Origin of the sequence: Streptomyces sp. NPDC007875, from assembly GCF_042868035.1 — a bacterium.
Classification (GTDB): domain Bacteria; phylum Actinomycetota; class Actinomycetes; order Streptomycetales; family Streptomycetaceae; genus Streptomyces; species Streptomyces antimycoticus.
Window position 1 is genome coordinate 105790 of the sequence record NZ_JBIADZ010000006.1, and the last position, 24483, is coordinate 130272.

The following is a 24483-nucleotide window of genomic DNA, read 5'->3' on the forward strand; positions in this document are numbered from 1 at the left end:
CCATGGGCGCACCCGGCGTCGGCTACCTTCAGCTCATGACGACTGCCGCGCCGCCCCGAGTGGGCACACTGCTGCGCGAGTGGCGGGACCGCCGCCGGTTGAGCCAGCTGGAGCTCGCGCTGCGCGCCGACTCCTCCGCCCGCCACATCAGCTTCATCGAGACCGGCCGGTCTCGGCCCAGCCAGGAGATGGTGCTCCGGCTCGCCGACCATCTCGACGTCCCCGTCCGCGAGCGCAACGCCCTGCTGATCGCCGCCGGTTACGCCCCGCACTATCCGGAGCGGTCGGTGGACGACCCCTCGATGAGCGCCTTGCGCGCATCCCTGGAGCGGCTGCTGACGGGCTACGAGCCGTATCCGGCGCTCGTGGTGGACGGCACCTATGGGGTGCTGGCGGCCAACCGGGGCATCGCGGCGCTACTGGAGGGGGTGGCGGAGCATCTGCTGAAGCCGCCGCTGAACGCGATGCGCCTCACCCTGCACCCCGAGGGGCTCGCCCCGCGCATCCGCAACCTCCGCGAATGGCGTGGCCATCTGCTGGACCAGATGGACCGGCAGCTGGCGCTGATGCGCTCCTCGCCGCTGCGCGCGCTGTACGACGAGGTGGCCGCCTATCCGCTGCCCGAGACCGGCGGCCGGGAGACGGCGACCGCCGGTGACACCCCGCCCTTCGCCCTGCCGATGATGATCGAGCACGGCGGGCGGGTGCTGTCGTTCATCTCGACGATCGCGACCTTCAACACCCCCATGGACGTCACGGTCTCCGAGCTGGCCATCGAGACGTTCCTCCCGGCCGACCCGGAGACCGCCGCCGCCCTGGGGCGGTTCAGCCCGTCGTAGGGACCCGGTCCAGGAAGCCGAGGACGGAGCGGATCCGGCCGTCCTCGGCCAGGGTGATCACATCGGTCGCGGCGACCGGGGCGGAGCCGTCGGCCGTGGAGACCAGCTCCCAGCTGAAGCGGGCCATGGCGTGGTGGCCGTCCACGGCGCCGGTGAGCCGGAACTCATGGCCGGGGAACTGCTCCTGGGCCCCGGCGATGACTGCGGCCAACTGCTCATGGCCCCGCGCCTCGGCCAGCGGGTCGGTGTAGTCGCCGTCCTCGGTCCAGGCGGCGGCGACGGCCTTGGCGCGGGCCTCGGGGCCGGTGGCGTTCCACGCCTCGAAGTAGCGGGTGACGGCGGTGTCGTACTGCGTCATGTGGTGACTCCTCCATGAAATCCCCTGGTCGGACCCGGGTTCCGGACCGGAGGGCGCCGGCCCGGAACCCGATGCCTCAACCCTGCCGCCGCCGTGCGCGGGGGTCGATTACCGCCGAGGTAATGGAGGCGGGGAGATGTGGACGCTCCCCGGGAGCCCGGAGAGCTCAGGAGCGCTGAACACACCGCCCGGGGCGGCTCAGGAGCGCTGGGACTCCACGAGCGCGATGGCCTCCTCCTTGGTGGCCACGGCGGGCGGCGAGCCCTCCAGCGGCTTCCGCGCCGTCTCCTTCATCACGGCGGCGGCGATGATGCCGACGACGGCGGCGAGCATCGTGTAGTAGGCGGGCATCAGATCGTCCCCGGTGCTGCTGATCAGGCCCTCGGTCACCAGCGGCGTGGTGCCGCCGAAGAGCGAGACGGAGATGTTGAAGGCGATGGAGAGGGAGCCGTAGCGCACATTCGTCGGGAAGAGCGCGGGCAGCGAGGCGGACATCACGCTCACATACGGCAGCAGACACAGCCCCAGGAGCAGCAGACCGGCGAAGACCGGGACCACCCCGCCCTGCTTGATGAGCAGGAAGCACGGCACGGCGAGCACCAGGAAGCCCACGGACCCGGCCATCAGCACGGGCTTGCGGCCGATGCGGTCGGAGTACCGGCCGACGAAGGTGATGGCCGCCATGAGCACCAGCATCACGATGATGATCGAGACCAGGGCGCTGGTGCTGCTGTAGTGGAGGGTGTCCGACAGATAGGTCGGCATGTAGGACAGCAGCATGTAGTCGGTGATGTTGTACGCGGCGACCAGCGCGATGCACAGCGCCATCGCACGCCACTGGGTGCGGAACACCTGCCAGAACGGCAGGCTCTCGCGCTCCCCCGCGTTGGTGGCGCCCTCGTCCTCCAGCTTCTGGAAGGCGGGGGTGTCGTCCAGCTTCAGCCGCAGATACAGACCGACCAGACCGATCGGCGCGGCGGCCAGGAACGGAATGCGCCAGCCCCAGGAATTCATCGAGGAGTCGGCGAGCGTCACGGTCAGAATGGTGACCAGTCCGGCCGCCGCGGTGTAGCCGATCAGCGTGCCGAACTCCAGAAAACTGCCGTAGTACCCACGGCGCTTGTCGGGCGCGTATTCGGCGATGAAGGTGGAGGCGCCGCCGTATTCCCCGCCGGTGGAGAACCCCTGGAGCATACGGAACAGGATGAGCAGCGCCGGCGACCAGAAGCCGATGGCGGCATAGCCGGGGATCAGTCCGATGGCGAGCGTGCTGGACGCCATCATGATCATGGTGAAGGAGAGGACCTTCTTACGGCCGATCCGGTCGCCCAGGGGCCCGAAGAACATGCCTCCCACCGGGCGTACCAGAAAGGCCACCGCGAATGTCGCGAGGGAGGAGAGCACCTGGGCCGTGTCATTACCGGACGGGAAGAAGACTTTGCCGATGGTGACCGCGAGATAGCTGTAGATCCCGAAGTCGAACCATTCCATGGCGTTTCCCAGCGCGGCGGCCTTCACCGCTTTCCGGACGGTCTTCTCTTCGGTGACCGTGATGTCGCTCCGACGCAGTGGAGGGTTCTTGCGTCGCTGGACAGCACGCCAGAGCAGGTGGTGCCGGGAGGGCGCGGACGCGGAGGCTTCGACATCGGTGGGGACAGGCACGAGCAACTCTTTTCAGTGGACAGGCTTGTTGCGCATACCCCGCGAAGGCCAGGGCATGCCAGGCGTGTCGCAGACCGCCCGGGAACGCGGGCCAGGGCGCTCAAGGGGTGTTCGACCCCAACCCGAGCCGGGCCGGGCATCTTCAGGGAACCCGGCGGGTTGCTTTACTGTTTCTTGGCCTTCCGTAAACCAAACCGCGCGGACGCATAAGCATCACGCAACGCCGAAAGGCACCGAACTCAAGGGGACATCATGCTCTATGGCAATGCCCTCCGAAAGGCCATCAGTTCACCTGACACCACACCCCTCATCGGCATCTACGACATGTACTCGGCGTCCATCGCCGCACAGCACTACAACGGCTTCTTCGTATCCGGATTCGGGTTCGCCGCATCGCATTACGGGCTGCCCGACATCGGCTTCATCGCCTGGCCCGACATGCTCGCCTTCGTGGAGCGGCTGCGTCTCGCCTTCCCCGAGCACCATCTGCTCGTGGACATCGACGACGGCTATGTGGATCCCGAGGTCGCCTGCCATGTGGTGCAGCGGCTGGAGCGCACCGGGGCCTCCGGGGTGATCCTGGAGGACCAGCGGCGCCCGCGCCGCTGCGGCCACGCGGACGGCAAGCTGATCCTGCCGCTCGAGGAGTACCTCGACAAGCTCCAACTGGTGCTGAGCAGCAGGAAGGACATGGTGGTGGTGGCGCGCACGGACGCCACCGAGGAGCCCGAGATCCTGCGCCGGGCGGCCGCGCTGGCGGAGACCGACGCGGATGTCGTCCTCGTCGACGGGGTGCGCAGCGTGGAATGGATCCGCAAGGTCCGCAAGGTCATCGGCGACAAGCCCCTGCTGTTCAACCAGATCGCGGGCGGGAAGTCGCCGCGGCTCTCGCTGTCCGAGCTGTCCGAGCTGGGAGTGGATGTCGCCATTTACAGCACCCCTTGCCTGTTCGCCGCCCATGGGGCGATCGACGGGGCGCTGAGCGATCTCAAAACGGCGGACGGGCGGCTGCCGGACACCCGGGAGGCCGCGGCCATCGGGGTCAAGGGCGCCACGGAACTGCTGGAGAAGAACATCAGCAGGCACCATGGCCACCGTCAGCCCGCCAAGGTCTGAGCCGGGGCCGCGCGGTATGCCCTCGACACTCCTCGGCCCCGGCCCCGGCCGGCGCCGTAAGCCCAGAAAAGACACCGGCTCGTCCCGTCCGTCCACGGCCGGGCTCATCCTCGCGGCCACCGCGGGCACCCTGTGCGCGGGCGCCGCGGTCTCCGCCAAGGCGACGCCCACGCCCGCGGGCAGCACCCCGCGGGACGACTGCGGGCCGGACGACACCCCCACAGTGGTCACCGGGCCGCACAACGGCCTTGTGGTCATCGACAACTCCTCCGCGGACTCCTGGCTGGAGGTCGACCGCACCCTCAATACCCTGCTGCTGAGCCGTGGCACGGCGGGCAGCGACCACGACGGGGGCGGCGGCGCCATCGACGTCGTGACCGGCGGCCTCACCGGTGCGGATCCGGTGCTGCCGCAGATCGGCCACCCACCGTGGCAGGCCGGGAGCGGTGATTGATGTGATGCGGAAGTCCTGGCCGCTGTCGTGGCCGGGCCGGCTCGGGAGGGCGGTCGACCCCTATGTCGCCGCCCTCCTCGGGACGGTCGCGCTGGCGGCGTTGCTGCCCGCGAGCGGGGCGGCGGCCACGGCCGTCGGCGATGCCGCGGACATCGCGATCGGGCTGCTCTTCTTCCTCTACGGTTCGCGGCTGTCCACCCGCGAGGCGCTGAACGGCCTGCGGCAGTGGAGACTGCACCTGGTGGTGGGCGCGAGCACCTTCGCGCTTTTTCCGCTGCTGGGGCTGGCCGCGGGCGGCCTCGCCCCGTTCCTCCTCACCGACCGGCTCTACACCGGACTGCTCTTCCTGTGTGTCGTGCCCTCGACCGTCCAGTCCTCGGTCGCCCTCACCTCCACGGCCCGGGGCAATGTCCCGGCCGCCATCTGCGCGGGTACGTACTCCAGCCTGCTCGGCATGATCGCCACCCCGCTGCTCGCGGCGTGGCTGATCGGCTCGGACGTGCGCTTCTCGGCCGAGGGGCTGCTGGCCATCGCCACCCAGCTGCTGCTCCCCTTCCTCGCCGGGCAGGCGCTGCGCCGCTGGACCGCGCGGTTCATCGGCCGCCACCAGAAGGTGCTCGCCCTCCTGGACCGGGGCTCGATCCTGCTCGTGGTCTACACGGCGTTCAGCCGGGGCATGACGGAGGGCATCTGGAACCAGATCACCCCGGCCCGGCTGTGCGCGCTGCTGGGGCTGGCCGCGGCGGTGCTGGGGCTGGCCCTGACCGCGACGTCGTTCACCGCGCGGCGGCTGGGCTTCAGCCGGGAGGACCGCGTCACCATCGTCTTCTGCGGCTCCAACAAGTCCCTGGCCACCGGGCTGCCCATGGCGGCGGTGCTGTTCGGCGACGCGGCCGGGCCGGTGATCCTGCCGCTGATGCTCTTCCATCAGCTGCAACTGATGGTGTGCGCCGTCATCGCGGGCCGCTGGTCCCGCCGGGCGCGGGAGGCCGACCCCGCCCCCGGCGGGCAGGTCCAGGTCACCGAGGCGACGGGGTAAGGGGGAGGGCGAGGGGGGCGGTGGCTCAGGCGCAGCGGGCGATCACCACGATGGCCGCGTCATCGTTGACGACCCCGCCGGTATGCCGGAGCAGATCGGCGTGGAGATAGTCCACCAGCGCCTGTGGGCCGCCGCCCTTCCAGGCCGCGAGCCGTTCCGGGAGCGGATAGAAGGCGCCGCTGTCGTCGCGGGCCTCGACGACCCCATCGGTGTGCAGCACCAGAACATCGCCGTACTCGAAGCGGAACATCTCGACCAGGTAGTCCCGCTCCGCCAGCACCTCCAGGCCCAGCGGCACCGCGGGGTCGCGCACGTCCAGCGTCGCGACCCCGCCCCGGTGCAGCAGCAGTGGCGGAGGGTGCCCGCAGTTCACCATCCCGGCCACCGGGCCGTCGTCGTAGACGTCCAGGACCACGGCGGTCACAAAGGACTCCAGGACATTCCGCTCGCCACCGCCGGTGTGGTGCCAGTTCCAGCACATGGCGCTGTCCATGTGGCCGACGATGCCCGGCAGCGAGAGGTTGCGGTACGCGGACCCCCGGAAGGCCCCGATCAGCACGGAGGCGTCGCCGATCGCGGCCATCCCTTTTCCCCGTACGTCCCCGATGACCAGCCGGGTCGCCCCCTCGGTGCGGACGGCCGCGTACAGATCACCGCCGATCTGCGCCTCCTCGTCGGCCGCGAGATACAGGGAGGCGATCCTCAGCTCCGCGACCCGTTCGGGCAGCGGCCGCAACAGCACCTCCTGCGCCGCCACGGCCACCGTACGCACCTGGCTCAGCTTGCGCCGGTGGCGGTCGGTGGCATAGCGGAAGCCCGTCACCAGCCCCGAGATCACGATCAGGGCGATGATCTGCGCCTGGTGGTTGGCGGTCGCCAGACCACCGTGGAACACACCGATGACGACCTGAGCCGCCACGGCGAGGGCGCCGATCGCGGCGGTTCCGCCCGCGCCCGCGAAGGAGGCGGTGATCGCGGGGGCGGCGATCAGAAAGGGGCCGAGGTGGACGGTGGGCGGCGCGTGGAGGTCGGTCACCGTGACCACCAGGATGATGACGAGCGGGACGCCGAACAGCGCCCGACTCGACCGCTTTTCCCCACCAATGCGGGTGAGCTCGGGCGAAACGCGCATATCTCTTGCCTACACCCGATACGCACGTCACGCTGATCCGGGCCGCGAGACGATCGCGGGTGCGCTCAGGCGACGCCGTCGGCCGTGACCGCCTGACCGGCCGCCGCGACGTCGACGGCCTCCGTGGCACGGGCGCTGTCCGCGGCGTCGGCGCCCTTCGTCGGCTCGGCGCCCTCCGCCCGGCTCGTGCGCCGCGCCGCCATCCACACGTACACCAGCACACCGGCGAACAGGAACAGCACGCCCTGGTACACCGCCGCGTATCCGGCGCCCGCGACCAGCCAGAACGAGAAGCCGAAGCCCGCGACCGCGAGCACCAGGTCCCGGACGAAGCGCCCGGTCCGCACCTCGTCGCGGCGCCCGGACAGCAGGAAGTACAGCTGCGCGCCCGCCGCCAACAGATACGGGACCGTCGCCGAGAAGGTGGTGATCAGCACGAGGATCTCGAAGAGCCCGCTCGAACCCGAGGTGTAGTTGACCACGGTGAGCAGGGACGCCAGGAGCACGCCGACGATGACGCCGAAGGTCGGCACCCCGCGCCGCCTGGCGGCGAACGCGGCCGGGAAGAGCCCGTCCCGCGCGGCCGCGTACGGGGCCTGCGCGCTCATCAGGGTCCAGCCGTTGAGCGCGCCGACGATGGACACCACGGCGGCCAGTGCGATCAGCGTGGGGCCCCAGCCCCCGCCGAACATCGCGTCGACCGCGTCCGAGAAGGGGGCGGTGGAGTCGACCAGGTCCTTGTGGGCGACGGTGCCGAAGACCGACACCGTGCCGAGCAGGTAGACCACGGCCGCGCCGACCGTGCCCAGCACGCTCGCCCGCCCCACATTGCGCTCCGGGTCCCGGACCTCGCCCGCGCTCATCGAGGCCGACTCGACGCCCACGTAGCTGTAGAGCAGGATCGCGGCCGCCGCCGACACACCGCCGAGCGCGCTGCCGCCGCTCTCGTTGAACGAGCCGAGGTTGTGCGGGTCGAAGAAGAAGAGGCCGACGATGGCGACGAAGAGCAGCGGGATGAACTTCAGCACGGTGGAGACCAGCTGCACCGCGCCCACCCAGCGCGTCCCCGCGAGGTTGGCGAGCGCGGGGAGCCAGAGCGCCAGCAGCGCCACGGCCAGGTTCATGCTCTTCGTGTCATGGCCGGGGACCAGCACCTGCACATAGCCGACCGCCGCCACCGCGAGCGCCGCGTTGCTCACCCAGGTCATCGTCCAGTACGACCAGGCCGACAGAAAGCCGGCGAAGTCGCCGAAGGCCGCGCGGGCGTGCACATACGGTCCGCCGGTGCGGGGGTCGCGCTCCGCGAGCCGCCCGAAGACCAGCGCGAGCGCGATGGCGCCCAGCGTCAGGACGACGAAGGAAAGAAGGCTGAGGGTGCCGAACGGGGCGACGGAGGCGGGCAGCAGAAAGATGCCGCCGCCGATGATGTTTCCCATGACGAGCGCGGTCGCCGTGGGCAGGCCGAAGCGGCGGGAGTGGGGCTGGTCGTGCATACGACCATGGTCACCGAGCGTGTAGGGTACACCCAAATCGCCGGGTTTTGTTCGGCACAACCGGGCTGACCACGGTAAATGGTGCGGCGGGGGCGCCGTCCCACCGGGAATCCTGCACCGTGCGCGCCGCGCCGGACGCCCTCGGCAGCCCCGTTTCGGCCGGTACCTCCACCTCCGTCGGCCTCTGCGCGGCCGGCGCCTCCGCCACCGGGCCCGCTCCCGTCAGCGCCTCCGCCGCCGGCGCGTACGTCTCCCCCGCGGCCGCTGCCTCCTCCTCCGGCACCTGGGGCCCGTCCGCCTCTTCCAGCCAGCGCCGCAGCACCCGGTGCACCCGCTCCGCCCCGACCAGCTCCTCCCCCGCCGCCACCGGCGGGGTCAGCTCGGCCGGCCACAGCAGAAAGGGATGCCCCTGCTCCCCGCCGAGCCCACCGTGCGAGCCGATCTGCTCCTCGAAGGCGTGCACCGTGCCGCGCGCCGGGTCGTAGGCGGAGTTGACCATGATGTCGGGGGTGTTCCGGAAGTGCGCGGTGCGCCGTACGGCGGCCTCGGCGCCGGGCCCGAAGACCGTGAGCGGGCTCGCCCCGAAGACCTCCCCGGTGTCCAGACGGTGCTCGGCGCCCTCGGCGCCCAGCACCACCGCGCCATGCGCCTCGGACCGTACGAGCAGGAAGCCCACCCCGGGGTGGTCGGCGAGCGTGCGCAGCAGCGCGGGATGGCGGGCGTCGATCTGCTCGCGGCTCATCCGCCCCGGCACATCGGGGAAGGAGACCAGCCCCAGATTTCCGGACGCGAGCACGATCGGATCGGACGCGGGGGCGCCGCCGCCCGCGACAGCGGCTGTGTCGCCGGCCCCGCCGACCCCGCCGCACCGCCCGTCCCCGTCCACCTCGGGCTTCTCCGGCCGGTGCAGCGCCGCCCGCCCCGCTTCGCGCGCCTCCGCGCCGCTCGGGGTCCGCCCGGCCCGCCGCGATACGGGCAGACCGCAGCCGACCCGCACCAAGTCCTCGAGCGTCAGCCCGTACGCCCCCGCGAAGGTCTGGCCGGGGCTCTGCCCGTGGTCGGACAGCAGCACGATCCGGTAGTCGCGCGGGGCGCGGTCGGCGACCTTGGCGATCAGCGCGATGGAGCGGTCGAGCCGGGCGAGCACCTGCCGGGCGTCCCGGCTGCGCGGCCCCGAGTGGTGGGCCACCTCGTCGTACGCGACCAGATCGGCGTAGATCGCGGTACGGCCCGAGAGGATGTCCCCCATCACCGCCGTCACCACGACGTCCCGCTCCACGACCGTGGCGAACGCGCGGATGAACGGATACAGCCCGCCCCGCTTGACCCGGGGCGTCTCGCGGCGCAGTTTGGCGCGCGTGGACTGGCAGATCTCCCGGACGACCTCGGCCAGGAACGACACGGCGGTGCGGGTCGCGTTGGCGGGGTCGGCGAAGTAGGCGAAGTATCCGGAGCGGGAGCGGTTGTGCGGACCACGCCGCGCCGCGACCGAGAGGACCAGGGCCAGCTGATCGGCGCCGCCGGTGAAGAGGTTGCCCCGGCTCGCCCCGTCCACCGTGAGGAGTCCGTCGTGTCCGGCCCGGGCGGCCGCGCGGCGCTGGAGTACCGCCGCGCTGGTCGGCCGGTTGCTCACCATCACCTCCCCGCTCTTCTTCTCGTACCAGCGGAAGGCGGGCACATCCTCGTTGGAGCCGTGCAGGATGCCGAGTTGGCTGGCGCCGGTCTGGCTGGACCAGTCGGTGCGCCAGGGCGTGACCTTGTGAGTGCTCCGGATCAGGCGAGCGACGGTGGGCATCACCGGGGGTCGGTTGTCGCGCTCCCGCAGCGCCTCCCGCAGCACGGCGTGCCCCACCCCGTCGAGCTGCAGAAACACCGTCCCCGGGGGCGCTTCGCTCCCGCCGTCCTCACCGAGCCGCCGCCTGCGCCGCCCGGCCAGCCGGGCCAGCCGCCGCCGGTAGGCCCCGTCGTCCCGCACGGTCAGAAAGGTGCTCGTCGCCGACGACGCGGCGGACATCACGGCGGCGACCACGACGGCGGTCTCCGGCTCGACGGCGCCGCGCCCGTCCGGGATCAGGCTGATCGCGATCAGCAGCATCGAGCCGTTGAGCACGAACACCAGCAGCCCCAGCACCAGCGCGGGCATCAGCAGCAACGCCCGTACGAGCAGCGGCCACACCAGCGCGCTGAGCACGCCGAAGGCTCCGGCGCCGATGGCCGCCGTGATCGCGATCCGCGTCGCGCTGTCACCGCCATCGGACTTCAGGCGAAAGTCGGGGAGGATCCCGGCGAGCGCCAGCATCGTGAGCGTGGACACCGCCCATACCGCCGTCACCCGCAGCAGGGTTCCCCCCACCGTCTTCCATCGGGGCTTCTGCACGCCGCGGCCTCACTTCACGTCACCGGCCCGCACCATGCGCGCGAACCGGCTTCAAGCGTGGCACAGCGCCCCCGCGACCCGGCGGACGGCGGGTTACCAGCACGGATCGATTCCACTGACGGCAGCCCATGAATCGGCCAGGAGCGCGCCTCCTCACGCCCCGCCCTACGGGGACCAGGAATCGGCCGGATCGTCCAGCCACACCCGCTGAGCGGCGGGGTCCGGGCCGACCGTGAGGCCGAAGCGGGTGTGGTCCGGCCTGCCCTGGCCGACCCACCACCCGTACGCGGCCTCGGCCTCATCCCACAACCGCCGCTCCCCCGCTTGCCAAACGCGCGCCCCCGCCTCCCCCTCGCGGAACACGACACACGCCCAGGAACGGTCGGTCAGCCCGTAGAGCCACACGGGCCGCGCGCCATCGTGCGGGGCGGCCACCACCTGGACGCAATGCGGTACCCGGAGCCCCAGCACGAAGGGGAGGGCGCAGTACACCGGGGTGACGAACTCCCCCTCGGGGATGCCAGTGGCCGAGGTGTCGGCACCGCCCTCTCCCTCGGCCGGGACGTAGGCATGGTGCGGCGGCAGCGACAGCCGCCGGCCGCGCAGCTTCATGAACTCGACGGGGCCGGTGAAGCGCCCCGATGCCGTCCCGTCCTCACGCACCATCAGCCGGGCCACGGCGTCCGCAGGGGTGTAGTGCGTGCCCCAGGGGGCGACGATCAGGCCCCCGGGCCGCGTCTGCTCGATCCATGCCCCGGGGATCTCCCGAAGCCCGACGGTGGCCAGGACCCGGTCATACGGCGCGCCGCCCGCACAGCCCTTCGCCCCGTCGCCGACCACGACCTCCGGCCACAACCCCGCTGCGGCCAGCCGTTGGCGTGCGTGACGCGACACGGCGGGGTCCACCTCGACCGTGGTGACCTTACGGCCGCCACAGCGATGCGCCAACGCACCGGCGGTCTCGCCCGTGCCGGTGCCCACGTCGAGCACGGCCATGCCCTCGTCCACGGCCAGGTCCCGCAGCAATGCGTAGACGACAGAGGGCATGGAGGATGAGCTGGTGGACACCCGCCCCGGCGCGGGACCGACATGCTCTCCGTCGTCCCACTGCGTCACGATGGGCGCATCGCTGTCGGCGGCGGCGTACCAGGCGTCCGGCTCCTCGCCCTTGTCGATGGCGACGGCGCCCTGGGTCCGCGTGTCGAACGGCCACATCAGCTCCGGCAGGAACCCGGCCCGGTCGACAGCGGCGAAGGTCGGCGCCCAGCCCTCCCCCATCACCCCCGCGTCGAGAAGCACCCGCCCCAACGCGGCCCGGCCGGGCCGGGCGCCCTCGAACGTCATGCGACCTTGGGCGGGTTCGGCACCCCGGGCCCACCGTCGGGAGTCGGCGGCGGAAGCGGACCGGGGTAGGGCTGACCGGGCAGCTTGTCACCGTTTCCGCGGACGCTTCGGGCCTGAACGCTCCGCGACATCAATGCTCTCCCCTTCGTCCAGCCGGGCGGCCCAACCCACTCGGGCCCCGCCCCTCATCACCATAGGGCGAGCCGCTGGTAACGCGCTCGAGCACGGCCTTGCCCTCACAGCCCTGTGAGAGACTCGGCCGATGATTATCGAACGTGCGTACGCACACCTCGACGCGGACTCACGCGAGGAGGAGAGGTGGCCCTGGTCCGTGCCCTGTGTACGCGGGCTGCTGACGGACGGGCTGCGCTTCACCGCGCCGGTGACGTTCCTCGTCGGGGAGAACGGGTCGGGCAAGTCGACGCTGGTGGAGGCGCTCGCGGAGGGGTTCGGGCTCGACCCGTACGGCGGCTCGCACGACTGGCAATACGCCAGCCACCGCCCCAAGTCGGTGCTCGGCGAGCGGATCCGCTTCGACGCGGCGCCGCGCGGGCGGCGGATACTGGGGAGTTGGGCGGCGCGCAAGGGGTTCTTCCTGCGGGCCGAGACCGCGTTGGACGCGCTGGAACGGGAGGGTTTCGCCCCGCATGCGGTCAGCCACGGCGAGGGGTTTCTCGCGGCGTTCCGGGATAAGTTCCTCCAGCCCGGGCTGTACGTCATGGACGAGCCGGAGGCGGCGCTCTCCTTCGCCTCCTGCCTGGAGCTCATCGGCCACCTCAATGAGTTGGTGAAGAACGGCGCCCAGGTCATCTGCGCGACGCATTCGCCGCTGCTGACCGCACTGCCCGGTGCGGACATCGTCGAGGTCGGCGAGCATGGGATGCGGCGGGTGGCCTGGAGCGAGCTGGCCCTGGTCGACCACTGGCGCCGCTATCTCGCCGATCCGCGGAGCTATCTGCGGCACGTCCTGGATTAACAGCGTGCCCTCTGTGGTGAGGCGGCAGGAACCGTGTCGACTCGGCGCATCGTCCATTCCCGTAACGGGAGACCCATGAAGAGCCGTGCGACGCGGAGGGAAGGCGACCATGTGGTTGCTGTGGCTGTTTCTACTCACAGGTCCGGTCATCATCGGGATCGGTATCCGCGAGGCCGCGCTCCAACGCCGCCTGCTACGCGAGGGGATCCGCACCGATGGCCTGGTGGTCCGCCACCGCATCACGCACAGCGTGGGCAAGAAGCCCGTCTACTTCGCAGTGGTCAACTTCAATGACGCACAGGGCAATCCACATGAGTTCGAGTCCAACCTTTCCGGAGTCGGGGGCCTGCCCGTGAGCGGCCGGGCCCCGGTGCTCTACCTCCCCGGCGCCCCGAAGAGCGCACGACTCGACCTCTCCTCGAAACGGATCGGGGGCATCGCGCTCGTTCTCGCGATCGGCACCGTGTGGACGGTCCTCCCGATCTGGTTGCTTTCCAGCGGCCGCTGACCGCTAGAGGCGGATCCGGGCCCAGACCGTTTTGCCGACGACGCGTTCCCGGAGACCCCACGCCTCGGCCGGCGCGTCCACGATCGCCAGACCGCGTCCGGATTCGTCGTCCGGTGTCGGGTCCGCCAGGGCGGGGTGCCCGTCGCGGGGGTCGGACACCTCGACCCCGACCATTTTTTCTGCGTCGTATGCGATACGCACCTCGAAGTACCGCCCCGGTACGCGTCCATGACGCACAGCGTTGGTCGCCAGCTCGGAGACGACGAGCAGGACCAGGGCCGCCGAGCTCCGGTCCAGGCCCCAGGCACGGAGGGCGGCTTCGGCGGCGCGGCGGGCGTGGGGGACGGATGGGGGGACGGGTGTAAACCTCTGCTTCCAGCCATGGAGCGGGTTTACGTCGTGACTTTCCGCGTTCATGCTCCCACTGTCAGTGCAGGCGGCTACCTTCACCAGTAACAGAGCGTCGACTGCGGCGACCGACAACTCTGGTCGAACGCAGGTTGATTGGCGTTGACCGATGTTGAGGAGGGTGGCCTGCGTGGCCCAGTCGAAGAAGAAGGACTCCGCTCCGCCGACCGTGCAGTACTTCGCCGCTGTCCTGCGGCTTCTGCGCGAGCGGGCGGGGCTGACCCAGGACGAGCTCGGCGCGCTCATGAACTACACGGGGTCGGCGGTGAGCGCCGTGGAGACATGCGCGAAGCCGCCGACGGACGAGTTCATCGACGCGGCCGAGAAGGCACTGGACGCGGGTGGATTGCTGCGGTCTGCGATCAAGTATCTGAAGCTTGAGCGGTATCCGGCTCACTTCCAGGGTTTCGTTCAGTTGGAGCAGGAAGCGCTGAGCGTGTCGTCGTACTGCACGCAGCTGATCGACGGCCTGCTGCAGACCAAGGATTACGCACGTGAGGTGCTTAAGGCTGCCTTTCCGCCGCTGGAGCACGATGAGGTGGAAGCACTCACCCAAGCCCGGCTGGACCGCAAGGCCCTTTTCGACCGCAAGCCGATGGCAGTGGTGAGTGTGATCCTCGACGAACCCACGCTTCGACGTCAGCTCGGCGGGCCGGAAATCATGCGCGCGCAATACGCATACCTCGTCGAGTGTGCAGCCCGGCCCAATGTGGTCATCCAGGCACTCCCGATGAGTCGGGGTGGACACGCGGGGCTCCAAGGTCCGATGAAGCTGGTCGAGACTGCGGATCAGACGACCCTGGTCTACACAGAAAGCCACGGGAAGAGCATCCTCATCTCGAAACCGGACGAGGCAGCCATCCTTGCGCGTCGCCATGCCATGATCAGGTCCCAGGCCCTCGGCCCGGAGGAATCTGTGCGGTTCATCGAGGAGTTGATGGGAGAAGGATGACCAAACTGACCTGGTTCAAGAGCAGCTACAGCGACTCCAGCGGCGGCGACTGCATCGAGGTCGCCTACGACTGGCACAAGTCCAGCTACAGCCATTCCAGCGGCGGCCAGTGCGTTGAGGTCGCCACCACCCCCACCACCCCCACCACCGTCCACATACGGGACTCCAAGAACCCCGATGGTCCCCGCCTCCACATACCCGCTACCGCCTGGGCCGACTTCCTGAGCTTCGCGAGGGCTTGAGAAGCGCCGTCGGCAGGAACACCGCGTCGCAGACGACCATGGCCGCCGACAGGAAGGGCAGGCCGAGCAGGACGGCGATTCCGGCGTGTTCGAGGATCATCACCGCCAGCAGCGTGATCTTGAGGCGGCGGTAGCCGAGCACGAAGGGGAAGGCGACCTGCATCACCACGGTCCCGTAGCCCAGCAGGACGATCAGGAGCATATGGCTCGCGAGGAGGCTGCCGAGTCCGGGCCAGGGGCTGAAGTAGTCGAGGTGCAGGGCGTAGTGGAGCCCGCTGCCGTCCTGCCAGCGGATGCCCTGGACCTTGTACCAGCCTGCTGTGGCGTAGATGAGGCAGACCTGGGCCGCGATCACCAGCATCGCGCAGTTGTGCAGCATCGTGGCCATCGCGTCGAGCAGTTCACGCGACCACGCTCCCGGCGACCATCGACGGGCCGCGTACCAGAGCCCCTGGCAGCCCCAGAACGTCCACAGCACCGCCGCCCAGGCGGTCGTCTGAAAGCCGTCCGACACCCACAGGAGGGCGACCCCGAGGATCTGCCACATCACGAACCCGGCCCTGTCGACCCGGCCGTTCCTGCGGTTGCGGCGGTCGCGGCGCGCGTCGAGGGACCAGACGGCTCCGCATCGGGTAAACGCGAGGTAGATGGCCATCACGCCGATCACGTTGTCCCCGCCGTCCCCGATGAGCGGATTGCGGTTCTGCAGCGAGAGAACGGCGATCAGAAACAGAACCGAGGTGGCCCGGGTCCGCCAGCCGAGCATGAGCAGGGCCGCCACCAGGATCGCGCCGTGGTAGACGGCTTCGAACCACCAGCGTCCGGGGCTCCAGGCCAGCACGGTGAAGGAGTGGTTCTCCGTGAGCAGACGGGCCGCCATGTCCAGCGCCCAGGGACTGCGATCCCCGTAGAGCACCCGCCGATGCGGCCATTCCCGCAGCAGAAAGGCCAGGACGAGTCCAGCCAGGCCGATCCGGAACAGGGCGCACTGATACCGCGCATGCGAAGCGCAGGCGAAGGCGATCGCCCTGACCGTCGCCGCCCGCCATCGGCCTTCGCCGGAACCCGGGTCCGCCGAGGGGACGGCGACAGGCCGCGTCGGGGGGCGGGTGAGGTGGTCGACGCTCATGTCACAGCCCCCTGCGGTCCTGGTCCTTCACCGGCCACCACGGCAACGTACGGTGGCGGGCCCTCTGCGCGGACGACGTCCGGTCGCTCCAGCTCGGTGGAGGCACCGGCCTGGCGGTGACGCGCACTTGCACGGCGACGGCCCGCTCCCCGTGGAGCCGCCCCGCAAGGCGCTGAAGCGCGATCCGCTTGAGATAGTCGGCGAAGAGGATTCCCCGCGTGCCGAGCGGAACGTCCCGCCGGCTGTGGGAATTCTGGTAGAAGTTCCACGCCAGACGCAGCATGTTCTGATGTGTATGGCTGGGGACGGGGTTGTGCCGGATGGCCTCGACGTCCCGAGTCGTCAAATTGCCCCATTGCCCCGTGCGGGGATTTCCGGATTCCCGGGCGGTCCGCACCCTGGCCTCCACGACGACGTTCTCATGGAGCGGCTCGGGCGCGAACAATTGCCAGCCCTGAGTGAATTCCGGATAGACATGCCCGTTGATCACATGGGCATACCGGCTCTTCACCGGATTGTCCGGCGTAACGGCCAGAAAGAGCGTGGCGAGGTGCCAGCACGCGGCGGCGAGCAACACGACGGCGGCCACCGCCAGAACCACGAGGGACCGGAGGGACCGGCCGAGACCGGCCCCTCCCGCGTCGGCCACGGACACGGTCCCCTAACCGCGGGTGTTCTGGCAGTCGGAGCCCAGACCGCCGGCCGGCGCCGGTTGGGCCGGGCTGCTGCTGCTGCCTCCACTACTCGTTCCGGGTGCCCCCAGTGGCCCGAACCTGGATTCGCACGCATTGTGCTGATCCGTTCCCGAACCGGTCAGACCGCCGAAGAACTCCTTGGGAAGGACCGGCCACTTCTGGGCCTGTGCCGCGTTGACGCCCCCGAAAACCAGGGCGCAGGTAACGGAAGCGCCCAGCAGCACCACGCGAATAGCCTTCTTCACCAGACCACCTTTCTCGAAAACTCGATAACTCGGTCGGCCAATGCTGCCCCGCAGCCTGCCGAACGGCCGCGATCAGCGGCAAGAACGACACGAGCGCTTAGTGCGAATGGCCCGCCGGACGCTTGATGGGAAGGGGACGGCCGGATATCAGGCCCGGCCGTGTGCCCGTTGTGCGCGGCGGGACAGGGAGTCGACGACGACGGCGAGCAGCAGCACCCCGCCGGTGATCATGAACTGCACGGCGGTCTGGATGTCCATGAGCGCCACGCCCGAGGCGATCGACTGGATGACCAGCACGCCCAGCAGGGCGGACCAGGTGCTGCCGCGGCCGCCGAAGAGGCTGGTGCCGCCGATGACGGCCGCGGCGATGGCGTTCATCAGCAGGTCGGTGGAGACCGATGTCTGGCTGACCGAGTTGATCCGGGAGGCCAGGAACAGGCCGCCGATGGCGGCCATCGTGCTCGACATCATGAACGCCGAGGTCCGCACCCAGACCACATTGACCCCGGCGCGGCGGGCCGCCTCGACCCCACCGCCCAGCGCGAAGATCATCCGCCCGTAGGTCGTGCGGCGCAGGACATAGTCGAGGACGACGAGGACGACCAGGAAGATCAGGAGGGCGAGCGGCAGGCCCTGGAACTGGTTAAGCACATACGCGGCGGCGAAGGCGATCACCGCGAGCACCCCCGTGCGCAGGGCGATCTCGACCGGGGAGCGGACGGGCACTCCGGCGGCGCGGCGGCGGGTGACGCCCCGCCAGGCGGTCAGGAAGTACCCGGCCGTGCCGAGCGCCGCCAGGGCGTAGGCGGCGGCGACATCGGAGAAGTAGAAGTTGGTCAGCTTGGCGACCAGGCCCTGATCGTCGAGATTGATGGTGCCGTAGGCGCCCATGATGGCGAGCATCAGGCCGTACCACCCCAGCAGTCCGGCGAGGGTGACCACGAAGGCGGGGACGCCGACCACGGCGGTGAAGAAGCCGTGGACGAAGCCGACCGCCGTACCGCAGAGCGCGGCCAGGACGATGGCGGGTGGCTCGGGCATGCCGTAGTTGACGTTCAACACGGCGAACAGGGCGGAGGCCAGGCCGCTCACCGAGCCCACCGACAGATCGATCTCGCCGACCAGCAGCACGAAGATCACGCCGACCGCGATCATGCCGGTGCCGACGATGTCCACGCTGAGGTTGGAGAGGTTGCGCGGGGAGAGGAAGTGCGGATTGAGGATCTGGAAGATCAGCCAGATCGCGAGCAGCCCGAGCACGACCGGGACGGAGCCGAGCGCTCCACCGCCCAGTTTGCGCCCGAACGCGTCGGCGAAGCGTTCGGCACCGTGCGCGCTGGGTCCGCCGATCCCGCCGGGCACGCTCACAACTCCCCCTCCCGCGTCGCCCGCCGCGTCACCGCGTTGTCGGAGGCGCCGGTGATGGAGGAGACGATCTGCTCCTGGGAGGTGGTGGTGACGTCGAAGAACCCGTTGTTGCGGCCCAGGCGCAGCACCGCGACCCAGTCCGCGACGGCCTTGACATCGCCCAGGTTGTGGCTGATCAGCAGCACCCCGAGCCCGCGTTCACGGAGCCGTTCCACCAGATCGAGGACCTGGGCGGTCTGCTCGATGCCGAGGGCGGCGGTGGGCTCGTCCAGCATGACCAGGCGGGGCTCGCCGAGCAGCGCCCGGGAGATGGCGACCGTCTGCCGCTGGCCTCCGGAGAGGGCGGCGACGGGCCTGCGGACGTCGGGGATACGGATGGCGAGGGTGGCCAGCAGATCGCGGGTACGGCGCTCCATCTCCACCTCGTCCAGAACGCCGATCCGGCTGATCTCACGGCCGAGGAAGAGATTGCCGACGACATCGAGGTTGTCGCAGAGCGAGAGGTCCTGGTAGACGGTGGCGATCCCCAGATGCTGGGCGTCGTGCGGGCGGCCGATGTGGACGGGGCGGCCCCGCCATTCGAGGGCGCCCGTGTCGGCCGGCTCGACCCCCGCGATCACCTTGACCAGGGTGGACTTCCCCGCGCCGTTGTCACCCACCAGGGCGATGACCTCACCGGCGTGGATCTCCAGATCGACGTCCGTGAGCGCCTCGACCGCGCCGAAGCGCTTGAAGACGCCACGCAGCGCCAGCAGCGGCGGGGCCGACGGTTGGGCCATCCGCTCCTCCCTTCATCCCGCGTCGTGCGATGAGCCGTTCCGGCCGATGAGCCCGACCTTGCGGCAGTCATCCGCATACTTCTTGGTGCATATCTGATCGACGTGATACAGACCGTCCTTGATGACGGTGCTCCTGATGTTGTGCACGGTCACGGCCACCGGCGTGAGCAGCACCGCGGGGATGTCACGGGCCGTGGCGCTGTCGACCCGCTGCCTGGCGATCCCGTTGAGCGAGGTGCCGTATCCCAGCGCGATGGCCATCTCCGCGGCGGTGTACGCCTCGGGCTTGAACGGCTTGTAGACGGTCATGTACTGCTCGCCCTCGACGATCCGCTGAACGCCCGCGAGCTCGGCGTCCTGGCCGGTGACCGGGGGCAGCGGATGGATCCGGGCCGTCTTGAGGGCGGTGATGACACCCGAGGCCAGGCCGTCGTTGGCGGCGAGGACGCCGTCGATGGCATGGGGGCCCAGGGCGGCGATGGCGGCGGACATGTTGCGGTTGGCGTTCTCCGGCCGCCAGCCGACCGTCTCGTAGGACTTCACGATCTTGACCTTGCCCTGGAGGACGGACCGCGCGCCCCGTTCGAACCAGTCCGCGTTGGGGTCGGTCGACGAGCCGTTCATCATGACGACCTGGCGGTTCTTGGGGTTCGGCCCCAGCGCCTTCAGCAGCGCCTCCCCCTGGAGCCGGCCGACGCGTGCGCCGTCGAAGGAGACATAGCCGGAGATGGGCCCCTCCGCGAGACGGTCGTAGGCGACGACCGGGACGTTGGCTCGGCGGGCCTGGATCACGGAGTGGCGGACGGCCTTGGTGTCCACCGCGTCCAGGATGAGCACATCGATCCCGTTCGTGATCATGGCTTCGATCTGGTTGCGCTGGGCGGCCGGATCGTGCTGGGCGCTGGAGTAGCTCACCGTGCAGCGCGGGCACAGCTGCTCGACCCGCTCCTGGATCAGGGGCCTGTCCATGCTCTCGAAACGGACGATCTCGTTCTCCGGGAGCAGCAGTCCGATCCGCAGCGGGCCGCGGTGCGGCCCGGTCGCGCCGACCGTCTCGCCGACCTGGGCCGCGTTGCCGCATGCGGCGAGGGACACGGCCAGGACCAGGCCCACCGCGACGGCGATGGCCGCGCGGAGGCGAGCGCGCGTCCGGGAGCGCGTACGGGGGTGCGTACGGGGGTGCGTACAGGGGTGCGTGCGCGCGTACGTACGGGCTCGCGCCTGGGCGTGCGTACGGGAGCGGCTCATCGCCTCGTCCTCCTCCGTCTCGTCCCCCTCCTCCCCGGCTCGCCCTCCCTCTGCCGTTCGGCGCTCGCCTCGGCCGGTCCTTCCGGGAGCTCCGCCGGGGGGCCGTCAGGGGGCCCGCCCCGAGGCCCGTCGCGGGGCTCCTCCCGCGGGGACGACAAGCCGATCTCACCCCAGACCTGCTTGCCCCCGCTGAGCGGCACCGAGCCCCAGGTCTGCGACATCGCCTCGATGAGCAGCAGCCCCCGCCCGCCGGTCGCCTCCCAGTCCACGGTCGCCGGTTTGACGGGCGTGCGCGGCGAGAGGTCGTTCACCGCGATCCGCAGCCGGTCCGCGGTCAGCGTCAGATTCAGCCGCACCTCGCCCCGGGTGTGCACCAGGGCGTTGGTGACCAGCTCGGAAGTGACCAGCAGGGCCACGTCCAGCTCGTCCGCCAGGCCCCAGTTGCGCAGGGTGCGCGCGGTGAAGCGGCGGGCGTGCATCACGGCGTCGGGCAGCCGCCACACCGTCCAGCTCGCCCGGATGGGCCGCACCCGCATCCCGTCGTAGCGCAGCAACAGCAGCGCGACGTCGTCGTCGCGACGGCTGTCTCCGCCGAGCAGTTCGTCCGCCACCCCACCGGGGTCGGCCGGGTCGGCGCGGGCGAGCGCCTGGCGCGCCCGGCGCACACCGTCGTCCAGGTCTAGCCGGGCGGACTCGACCAGGCCGTCCGTGAGCAGGGCGAGCAGGGTGCCGGAGGACAGCCCGGCCGTGGTCATCGGGAACTCGGCGTCGGCGACCACGCCCAGCGGCGGGCCACCCTCGACGTCGAGTTCCTCGGTGGTGCCGTCCGGGTGGCGCAGCAGCGGCTGGATGTGTCCGGCCCGGACGAACCACGCCTCGCCCTCCTCCATGTCCAGGTCGGCGTAGCAGCAGGTCGCGAAGAGATCGGTCTCCATGCCGACGAGCAGGCGGTTGGCGTGCGCCACGACCACATCGGGCGGATGGCCCTCCACGGCGTAGGCCCGGATGGCGGTGCGCATCTGGCCCATGATCGTGGCGGCCGCGGCGCTGTGACCCTGCACATCCCCGATGACCAGGGCCACATGGCCGTCGGCCAGCGGGATCACGTCGTACCAGTCGCCGCCCACCTCCAGGCCCATCGTCGCGGGCAGATAGCGGGTGACGGCCACCCCTCCGGGCAGCTCCGGCAGCTTCCGCGGCAGCAGGCTGCGCTGGAGCATGGTGGCCAGCTCGTGCTCCGCGTCCAGGGCGTGGGCGCGCACCAGGGCCTGCCCCACCAGACCGGCGGTGGCGGTCAGCAGCGAGCGCTCCTCCGGGCCGAACTCATGCCGCCGCTCCCATCCGATCAGGCACACCCCGACGATCCGGCCATCCGCCGGGAGCGGAAGGACGGCGAGGCCGCCGGGGCCGATACCGGCGAGTCCGGGTTCCAGGGCGGAGCCTTCGGGCCAGATGCTGACCTGGCCCTCCCGCAGCGCCTCCGCCAGCGTGGGCAGGGCATGGCTCGGCGGCTCGGGCCATTCGGACCGCCAGGCGGACCGCCACACCTCGGGCCAGGCGGCGGGCTCGGCGGGGGCAAGGACGCCGACCACCAGCTGATCGGCCTGGACCTCGGCGACCGCGACCCGGCCCGCCCCGAGCGGATCGCGCAGCGCGCCGACCACCGCCCGGCCCACGTCCCGGACGGTGGTGGCCCCGGCCAGGGCGGCGGACAGCCGCTGCACCAGGGACACCTCGTCGGCGCGGGGCCGCAGATACGAGGTCTCCGCGACCACGCCGAGCATGCGCCGGGGCGTGCCGTCCGGCCCCGTCTCGACCTGGGCGCGCAGGCCCAGCCAGCGCAGCTCACCGTTGGGCCGGCGGATCCGGAACTCCAGCTGCGCGGTGCCGGAGGTCAGCACGTCGGGCTCCAGGACCGACATCAGGGCGGGCACGTCGTCCGGGACGGTGACCGCCAGCAGGGTCTCCACCCGTCCGTCGAAGTCCTCCCCCGCGATACCGAAGAGGTCGAGCACCTGGGTGTCGGCGGTCATCCGCCCGCTGCCGAGGTGCAGCGCGAACGAGCCGACCCGCAGCCGGTCCAGGGTGGGGCCGGGGAGGTCGGGATGCGGCTGGGTGAGCGCCTGCGGCCCGGCCGCCTCGACTCCGGCGGCCACATGGTGGGCGTAGAGCTCGATGAAGCCCCGACGGTCGGCGTCGATGCCACCGGGTGCCTCGTCCACCACCACCAGACACCCCAGCCCCTTGCCGTCCCCGCCGAGCGGCAGCACCCCCAGCGAGACGCCGGGCGTGGTGGGGGTTTCAGGAGTGGTGGGGCCGGTGGGGCCGTAGGCGGCGAGTTCGGTGGGGGTCAGCCACAGGGGGCGGCCGTCACGGAAGGCGTCCGTGACGGGCGAGCGCCCGGACAGCGGGTAGCGGGCCGGCAGCGCGTACGACCGTCCGGCGCTGCGCACCGTTTCGGCCAACCGCAGCTCGGCACGTTCCGCGTCCAGCACATAGACAGCCACCACCGCGGTCCCCGTGAACGTCAGCACATGCCCCGTCACAGCACGCCTGCACCGCCTCCGTGCGCGGACCGCCGGTCCTGTGGGGCGTACCCGGGCCCTTGATCGGCCTTCGCGCGACGACCGGTCACGACCACCGGCGGGGCCTTAGCTGCCGCGCCCCCTCGAAAGGGTTGGCGCCTCTCCTCAAAGCATGGCACAGCGGGCTGAACCCGGCCATCTCCCCGCGGAATCGGCGGTCCGCGAGGGCGATCGGCGGCGATCGGCGATGCGGGAGACTGAGCGGCATGGTGGATCTGCGGGTGGTCACGACGGACGACTGGCCCCTGTGGCGGGATGTCCGCCGGGCCGCGCTGGCCGAGGCGCCGCACGCCTTCAAGTCCCGGCTCGCCGACTGGCACCGCGGCGGCGAGGAGCGGTGGCGCGCCCGGCTGGAGATCCCGGGCGCCCACCACGTCGTCGCCCTGCTGGACGGCCGGGCCGTCGGGATGGCCGGCGGCCTGCCCGGGGAGGGCGGGCCGCCCGAGCTGAGGTCCGTCTGGGTCAGCCCCGAGGCACGCGGCCACGGCGTCGGCGGCCGGCTGATCACGGCGGTCGAGACCTGGGCCCTGCGGGCGGGCGCCACGGCGCTGCGGCTCGCGGTGCTCCCGGGCAACGCCCCGGCGATCGCCCTCTACGAGCGGCACGGTTTCGTCGCCACCCAGGAGCCGGGGGACCTGCTCGCCGACGGTGTGACCAGGGAGCTGGTCATGGTGAAAGCGCTGCGGCGGAGTTGACCCCGCCGACCCACAGTCGTGAATTCCGTTCATTGATATGGACACGCCATTGTCCTTGCCCTACGTTGACTCTTGGTCTAGACCATGATCCATCCAGGGAACGGAACAGACCGGAGGTGGGCCCATATGCCCGCGTTACGCACCAGGCACACCAGGCACACCAGGACGGCCATGGCCGTCGCCGCACTCATGGGGATCCTGACAGCGGGGGTCGCGTCCGGAGGGACGGCCACGGCGAAGGAAGCCGCGGCGTCGCCGACGGACGGATGGACGCAGACGTCGTTCACATACTCGATGCACAAGCCGTGGAATCTCGACCTGAGCGAGCGCTACCGCTACGACTCGGGCTCGAAGACCCACACGATGTGGGTGAATTCCACCGATGAGCCGCTCGAAGAGGGCAGCGGCACCGATCCGCGCACCGAAATGCGGTGGAAGCAGGAGTACACCTCGGGGAAGCACATGTGGGACGCCGATGTGTATGTGCCGTCGGGCACGAACGGCGCGGACATCATGCAGATCCTGCGGGTCAAGCATCCGAGCGGAACCCCGGCCACCGACATCATGTTCCGGGCGTCCAGCGAGAACGGCGGAACGCTCAGGCGCTATACGGACACCGTCATCAAGTCCGGTATCTACGACAAGTGGTGGAACCTGAAGGTGGCCCATGACGCGGGCACCGGAAAGATCCAGGTCTACGCCGACGACAAACTGGTGCTGACGGTCGACGACCGGGGCCCGGCGACCCGCCACTTCAAGAACGGCGTCTATCACCACGGCAACGGCCGGGCCGAGGCCCGGTTCCGCAACATCCGCTATTGGGTCAAGTAGAGGAGTCG

The 24483-nt window shown here is 70.6% G+C and carries 23 protein-coding genes; 10 read left to right on the forward strand and 13 right to left on the reverse strand.

Annotated elements, in window-relative coordinates; genetic code table 11:
- The first annotated feature begins 35 nt into the window (after nt 1-35).
- A complete protein-coding gene (locus tag ACFYOY_RS15065; protein ID WP_351878304.1) occupies nt 36-839 on the forward strand; it encodes a helix-turn-helix transcriptional regulator in 804 nt (267 codons plus the stop codon).
- Here ACFYOY_RS15065 and ACFYOY_RS15070 read toward each other — a convergent pair.
- Nucleotides 826-1197 carry a nuclear transport factor 2 family protein gene (locus ACFYOY_RS15070; RefSeq protein WP_351878307.1) on the reverse strand — a complete coding sequence of 124 codons (372 nt, stop codon included), beginning with the start codon at nt 1195-1197 and terminating at the stop codon, nt 826-828. The two genes, ACFYOY_RS15065 and ACFYOY_RS15070, sit on opposite strands and share 14 nt — an antisense overlap.
- Before the next feature lie 198 nt (nt 1198-1395).
- Entirely contained in the window at nt 1396-2859 is a 1464-nt protein-coding gene (gene proP, locus ACFYOY_RS15075) for a glycine betaine/L-proline transporter ProP (protein WP_351878310.1), read from the reverse strand.
- A 252-nt stretch (nt 2860-3111) separates the two neighbouring features.
- Between proP and ACFYOY_RS15080 the strand changes: the two genes are divergently transcribed.
- From ACFYOY_RS15080 to ACFYOY_RS15090, 3 genes are read left to right on the forward strand one after another with little or no spacing between them, the layout of a single operon-like run.
- Nucleotides 3112-3975 (forward strand): isocitrate lyase/PEP mutase family protein, encoded by an 864-nt coding sequence (locus ACFYOY_RS15080; protein WP_351878313.1) that lies wholly within the window; start codon nt 3112-3114, stop codon nt 3973-3975.
- Between the two features lie 16 nt (nt 3976-3991).
- Nucleotides 3992-4429 (forward strand): hypothetical protein, encoded by a 438-nt coding sequence (locus ACFYOY_RS15085; RefSeq protein WP_351878315.1) that lies wholly within the window; start codon nt 3992-3994, stop codon nt 4427-4429.
- Nucleotides 4430-4433: 4 nt separating this feature from the next.
- On the forward strand, nt 4434-5468 hold the full coding sequence (locus tag ACFYOY_RS15090; RefSeq protein ID WP_351878318.1) for a bile acid:sodium symporter family protein: 1035 nt from the start codon (nt 4434-4436) through the stop codon (nt 5466-5468).
- A gap of 25 nt (nt 5469-5493) precedes the next feature.
- On the opposite strand, the gene ACFYOY_RS15095 is transcribed toward ACFYOY_RS15090, so the two are convergent.
- From ACFYOY_RS15095 to ACFYOY_RS15110, 4 genes are all read right to left on the reverse strand, one after another.
- Nucleotides 5494-6600: a PP2C family protein-serine/threonine phosphatase gene (locus tag ACFYOY_RS15095; protein ID WP_388587353.1), complete on the reverse strand. Its 1107-nt coding sequence runs from the start codon at nt 6598-6600 to the stop codon at nt 5494-5496.
- Between the two features lie 65 nt (nt 6601-6665).
- Nucleotides 6666-8093, reverse strand: a complete 1428-nt coding sequence (locus ACFYOY_RS15100; RefSeq protein WP_351878321.1) for an amino acid permease — start codon at nt 8091-8093, stop codon at nt 6666-6668.
- A gap of 10 nt (nt 8094-8103) precedes the next feature.
- Nucleotides 8104-10470: a phage holin family protein gene (locus ACFYOY_RS15105; protein ID WP_388587356.1), complete on the reverse strand. Its 2367-nt coding sequence runs from the start codon at nt 10468-10470 to the stop codon at nt 8104-8106.
- A 165-nt stretch (nt 10471-10635) separates the two neighbouring features.
- Complete coding sequence (locus tag ACFYOY_RS15110; protein WP_351878327.1) at nt 10636-11814, reverse strand: methyltransferase domain-containing protein; 1179 nt, start codon at nt 11812-11814, stop codon at nt 10636-10638.
- A 262-nt stretch (nt 11815-12076) separates the two neighbouring features.
- Here ACFYOY_RS15110 and ACFYOY_RS15115 point away from each other — a divergent pair, with 262 nt between their 5' ends.
- Complete coding sequence (locus tag ACFYOY_RS15115) at nt 12077-12790, forward strand: AAA family ATPase (protein ID WP_351878330.1); 714 nt, start codon at nt 12077-12079, stop codon at nt 12788-12790.
- A 109-nt stretch (nt 12791-12899) separates the two neighbouring features.
- On the forward strand, nt 12900-13298 hold the full coding sequence (locus tag ACFYOY_RS15120; RefSeq protein WP_351878332.1) for a DUF3592 domain-containing protein: 399 nt from the start codon (nt 12900-12902) through the stop codon (nt 13296-13298).
- Between the two features lie 3 nt (nt 13299-13301).
- Here ACFYOY_RS15120 and ACFYOY_RS15125 read toward each other — a convergent pair whose 3' ends face one another.
- Nucleotides 13302-13715 (reverse strand): ATP-binding protein, encoded by a 414-nt coding sequence (locus ACFYOY_RS15125; protein WP_388587361.1) that lies wholly within the window; start codon nt 13713-13715, stop codon nt 13302-13304.
- A 121-nt stretch (nt 13716-13836) separates the two neighbouring features.
- Between ACFYOY_RS15125 and ACFYOY_RS15130 the strand changes: the two genes are divergently transcribed.
- Nucleotides 13837-14658, forward strand: coding sequence for a helix-turn-helix transcriptional regulator (locus ACFYOY_RS15130; RefSeq protein WP_351878338.1), 822 nt, complete (start codon nt 13837-13839; stop codon nt 14656-14658).
- A complete protein-coding gene (locus ACFYOY_RS15135; RefSeq protein ID WP_388587364.1) occupies nt 14655-14900 on the forward strand; it encodes a DUF397 domain-containing protein in 246 nt (81 codons plus the stop codon). Before ACFYOY_RS15130 ends, ACFYOY_RS15135 begins: the two co-directional genes overlap by 4 nt.
- Here ACFYOY_RS15135 and ACFYOY_RS15140 read toward each other — a convergent pair.
- From ACFYOY_RS15140 to ACFYOY_RS15165, 6 genes are all read right to left on the reverse strand, one after another.
- The gene (locus tag ACFYOY_RS15140; RefSeq protein WP_351878343.1) at nt 14860-16029 is read right to left on the reverse strand and encodes an HTTM domain-containing protein; all 1170 of its coding nucleotides are present in this window, start codon (nt 16027-16029) and stop codon (nt 14860-14862) included. The two genes, ACFYOY_RS15135 and ACFYOY_RS15140, sit on opposite strands and share 41 nt — an antisense overlap.
- Before the next feature lies 1 nt (nt 16030).
- On the reverse strand, nt 16031-16618 hold the full coding sequence (locus ACFYOY_RS15145) for a DUF5819 family protein (protein WP_351878346.1): 588 nt from the start codon (nt 16616-16618) through the stop codon (nt 16031-16033).
- Nucleotides 16619-17116: 498 nt separating this feature from the next.
- Entirely contained in the window at nt 17117-18331 is a 1215-nt protein-coding gene (locus tag ACFYOY_RS15150; protein WP_351879520.1) for a sugar ABC transporter permease, read from the reverse strand.
- Nucleotides 18332-18333: 2 nt separating this feature from the next.
- Nucleotides 18334-19116 (reverse strand): ATP-binding cassette domain-containing protein, encoded by a 783-nt coding sequence (locus ACFYOY_RS15155; protein WP_388587370.1) that lies wholly within the window; start codon nt 19114-19116, stop codon nt 18334-18336.
- A gap of 12 nt (nt 19117-19128) precedes the next feature.
- Nucleotides 19129-20364, reverse strand: coding sequence for a sugar ABC transporter substrate-binding protein (locus ACFYOY_RS15160; RefSeq protein ID WP_388587372.1), 1236 nt, complete (start codon nt 20362-20364; stop codon nt 19129-19131).
- Nucleotides 20361-22910, reverse strand: a complete 2550-nt coding sequence (locus ACFYOY_RS15165) for a SpoIIE family protein phosphatase (protein WP_388587375.1) — start codon at nt 22908-22910, stop codon at nt 20361-20363. The genes ACFYOY_RS15160 and ACFYOY_RS15165 overlap by 4 nt, the downstream gene beginning before the upstream one ends.
- Nucleotides 22911-23155: 245 nt before the next feature.
- On the opposite strand from ACFYOY_RS15165, the gene ACFYOY_RS15170 reads away from it, so the two are divergent.
- Entirely contained in the window at nt 23156-23644 is a 489-nt protein-coding gene (locus ACFYOY_RS15170) for a GNAT family N-acetyltransferase (RefSeq protein WP_351878355.1), read from the forward strand.
- A gap of 126 nt (nt 23645-23770) precedes the next feature.
- Complete coding sequence (locus ACFYOY_RS15175) at nt 23771-24475, forward strand: cinnamyl alcohol dehydrogenase (RefSeq protein ID WP_351878358.1); 705 nt, start codon at nt 23771-23773, stop codon at nt 24473-24475.
- The last annotated feature ends 8 nt before the right edge of the window (nt 24476-24483 follow it).

Bases quoted from the DNA above. Each gene is read 5' to 3' on its own strand.
- ACFYOY_RS15160 (WP_388587372.1), bottom strand. From the start codon at position 20,364: ATGAGCCGCTCCCGTACGCACGCCCAGGCGCGAGCCCGTACGTACGCG.
- ACFYOY_RS15175 (WP_351878358.1), top strand. From the start codon at position 23,771: ATGCCCGCGTTACGCACCAGGCACACCAGGCACACCAGGACGGCCATG.
- ACFYOY_RS15100 (WP_351878321.1), bottom strand. From the start codon at position 8,093: ATGCACGACCAGCCCCACTCCCGCCGCTTCGGCCTGCCCACGGCGACC.
- ACFYOY_RS15095 (WP_388587353.1), bottom strand. From the start codon at position 6,600: ATGCGCGTTTCGCCCGAGCTCACCCGCATTGGTGGGGAAAAGCGGTCG.
- ACFYOY_RS15115 (WP_351878330.1), top strand. From the start codon at position 12,077: ATGATTATCGAACGTGCGTACGCACACCTCGACGCGGACTCACGCGAG.
- ACFYOY_RS15155 (WP_388587370.1), bottom strand. From the start codon at position 19,116: ATGGCCCAACCGTCGGCCCCGCCGCTGCTGGCGCTGCGTGGCGTCTTC.
- ACFYOY_RS15120 (WP_351878332.1), top strand. From the start codon at position 12,900: ATGTGGTTGCTGTGGCTGTTTCTACTCACAGGTCCGGTCATCATCGGG.
- ACFYOY_RS15070 (WP_351878307.1), bottom strand. From the start codon at position 1,197: ATGACGCAGTACGACACCGCCGTCACCCGCTACTTCGAGGCGTGGAAC.
- ACFYOY_RS15085 (WP_351878315.1), top strand. From the start codon at position 3,992: ATGCCCTCGACACTCCTCGGCCCCGGCCCCGGCCGGCGCCGTAAGCCC.
- ACFYOY_RS15170 (WP_351878355.1), top strand. From the start codon at position 23,156: ATGGTGGATCTGCGGGTGGTCACGACGGACGACTGGCCCCTGTGGCGG.
- ACFYOY_RS15065 (WP_351878304.1), top strand. From the start codon at position 36: ATGACGACTGCCGCGCCGCCCCGAGTGGGCACACTGCTGCGCGAGTGG.
- ACFYOY_RS15135 (WP_388587364.1), top strand. From the start codon at position 14,655: ATGACCAAACTGACCTGGTTCAAGAGCAGCTACAGCGACTCCAGCGGC.
- ACFYOY_RS15140 (WP_351878343.1), bottom strand. From the start codon at position 16,029: ATGAGCGTCGACCACCTCACCCGCCCCCCGACGCGGCCTGTCGCCGTC.
- ACFYOY_RS15125 (WP_388587361.1), bottom strand. From the start codon at position 13,715: ATGAACGCGGAAAGTCACGACGTAAACCCGCTCCATGGCTGGAAGCAG.
- ACFYOY_RS15080 (WP_351878313.1), top strand. From the start codon at position 3,112: ATGCTCTATGGCAATGCCCTCCGAAAGGCCATCAGTTCACCTGACACC.
- ACFYOY_RS15110 (WP_351878327.1), bottom strand. From the start codon at position 11,814: ATGACGTTCGAGGGCGCCCGGCCCGGCCGGGCCGCGTTGGGGCGGGTG.
- ACFYOY_RS15090 (WP_351878318.1), top strand. From the start codon at position 4,434: ATGCGGAAGTCCTGGCCGCTGTCGTGGCCGGGCCGGCTCGGGAGGGCG.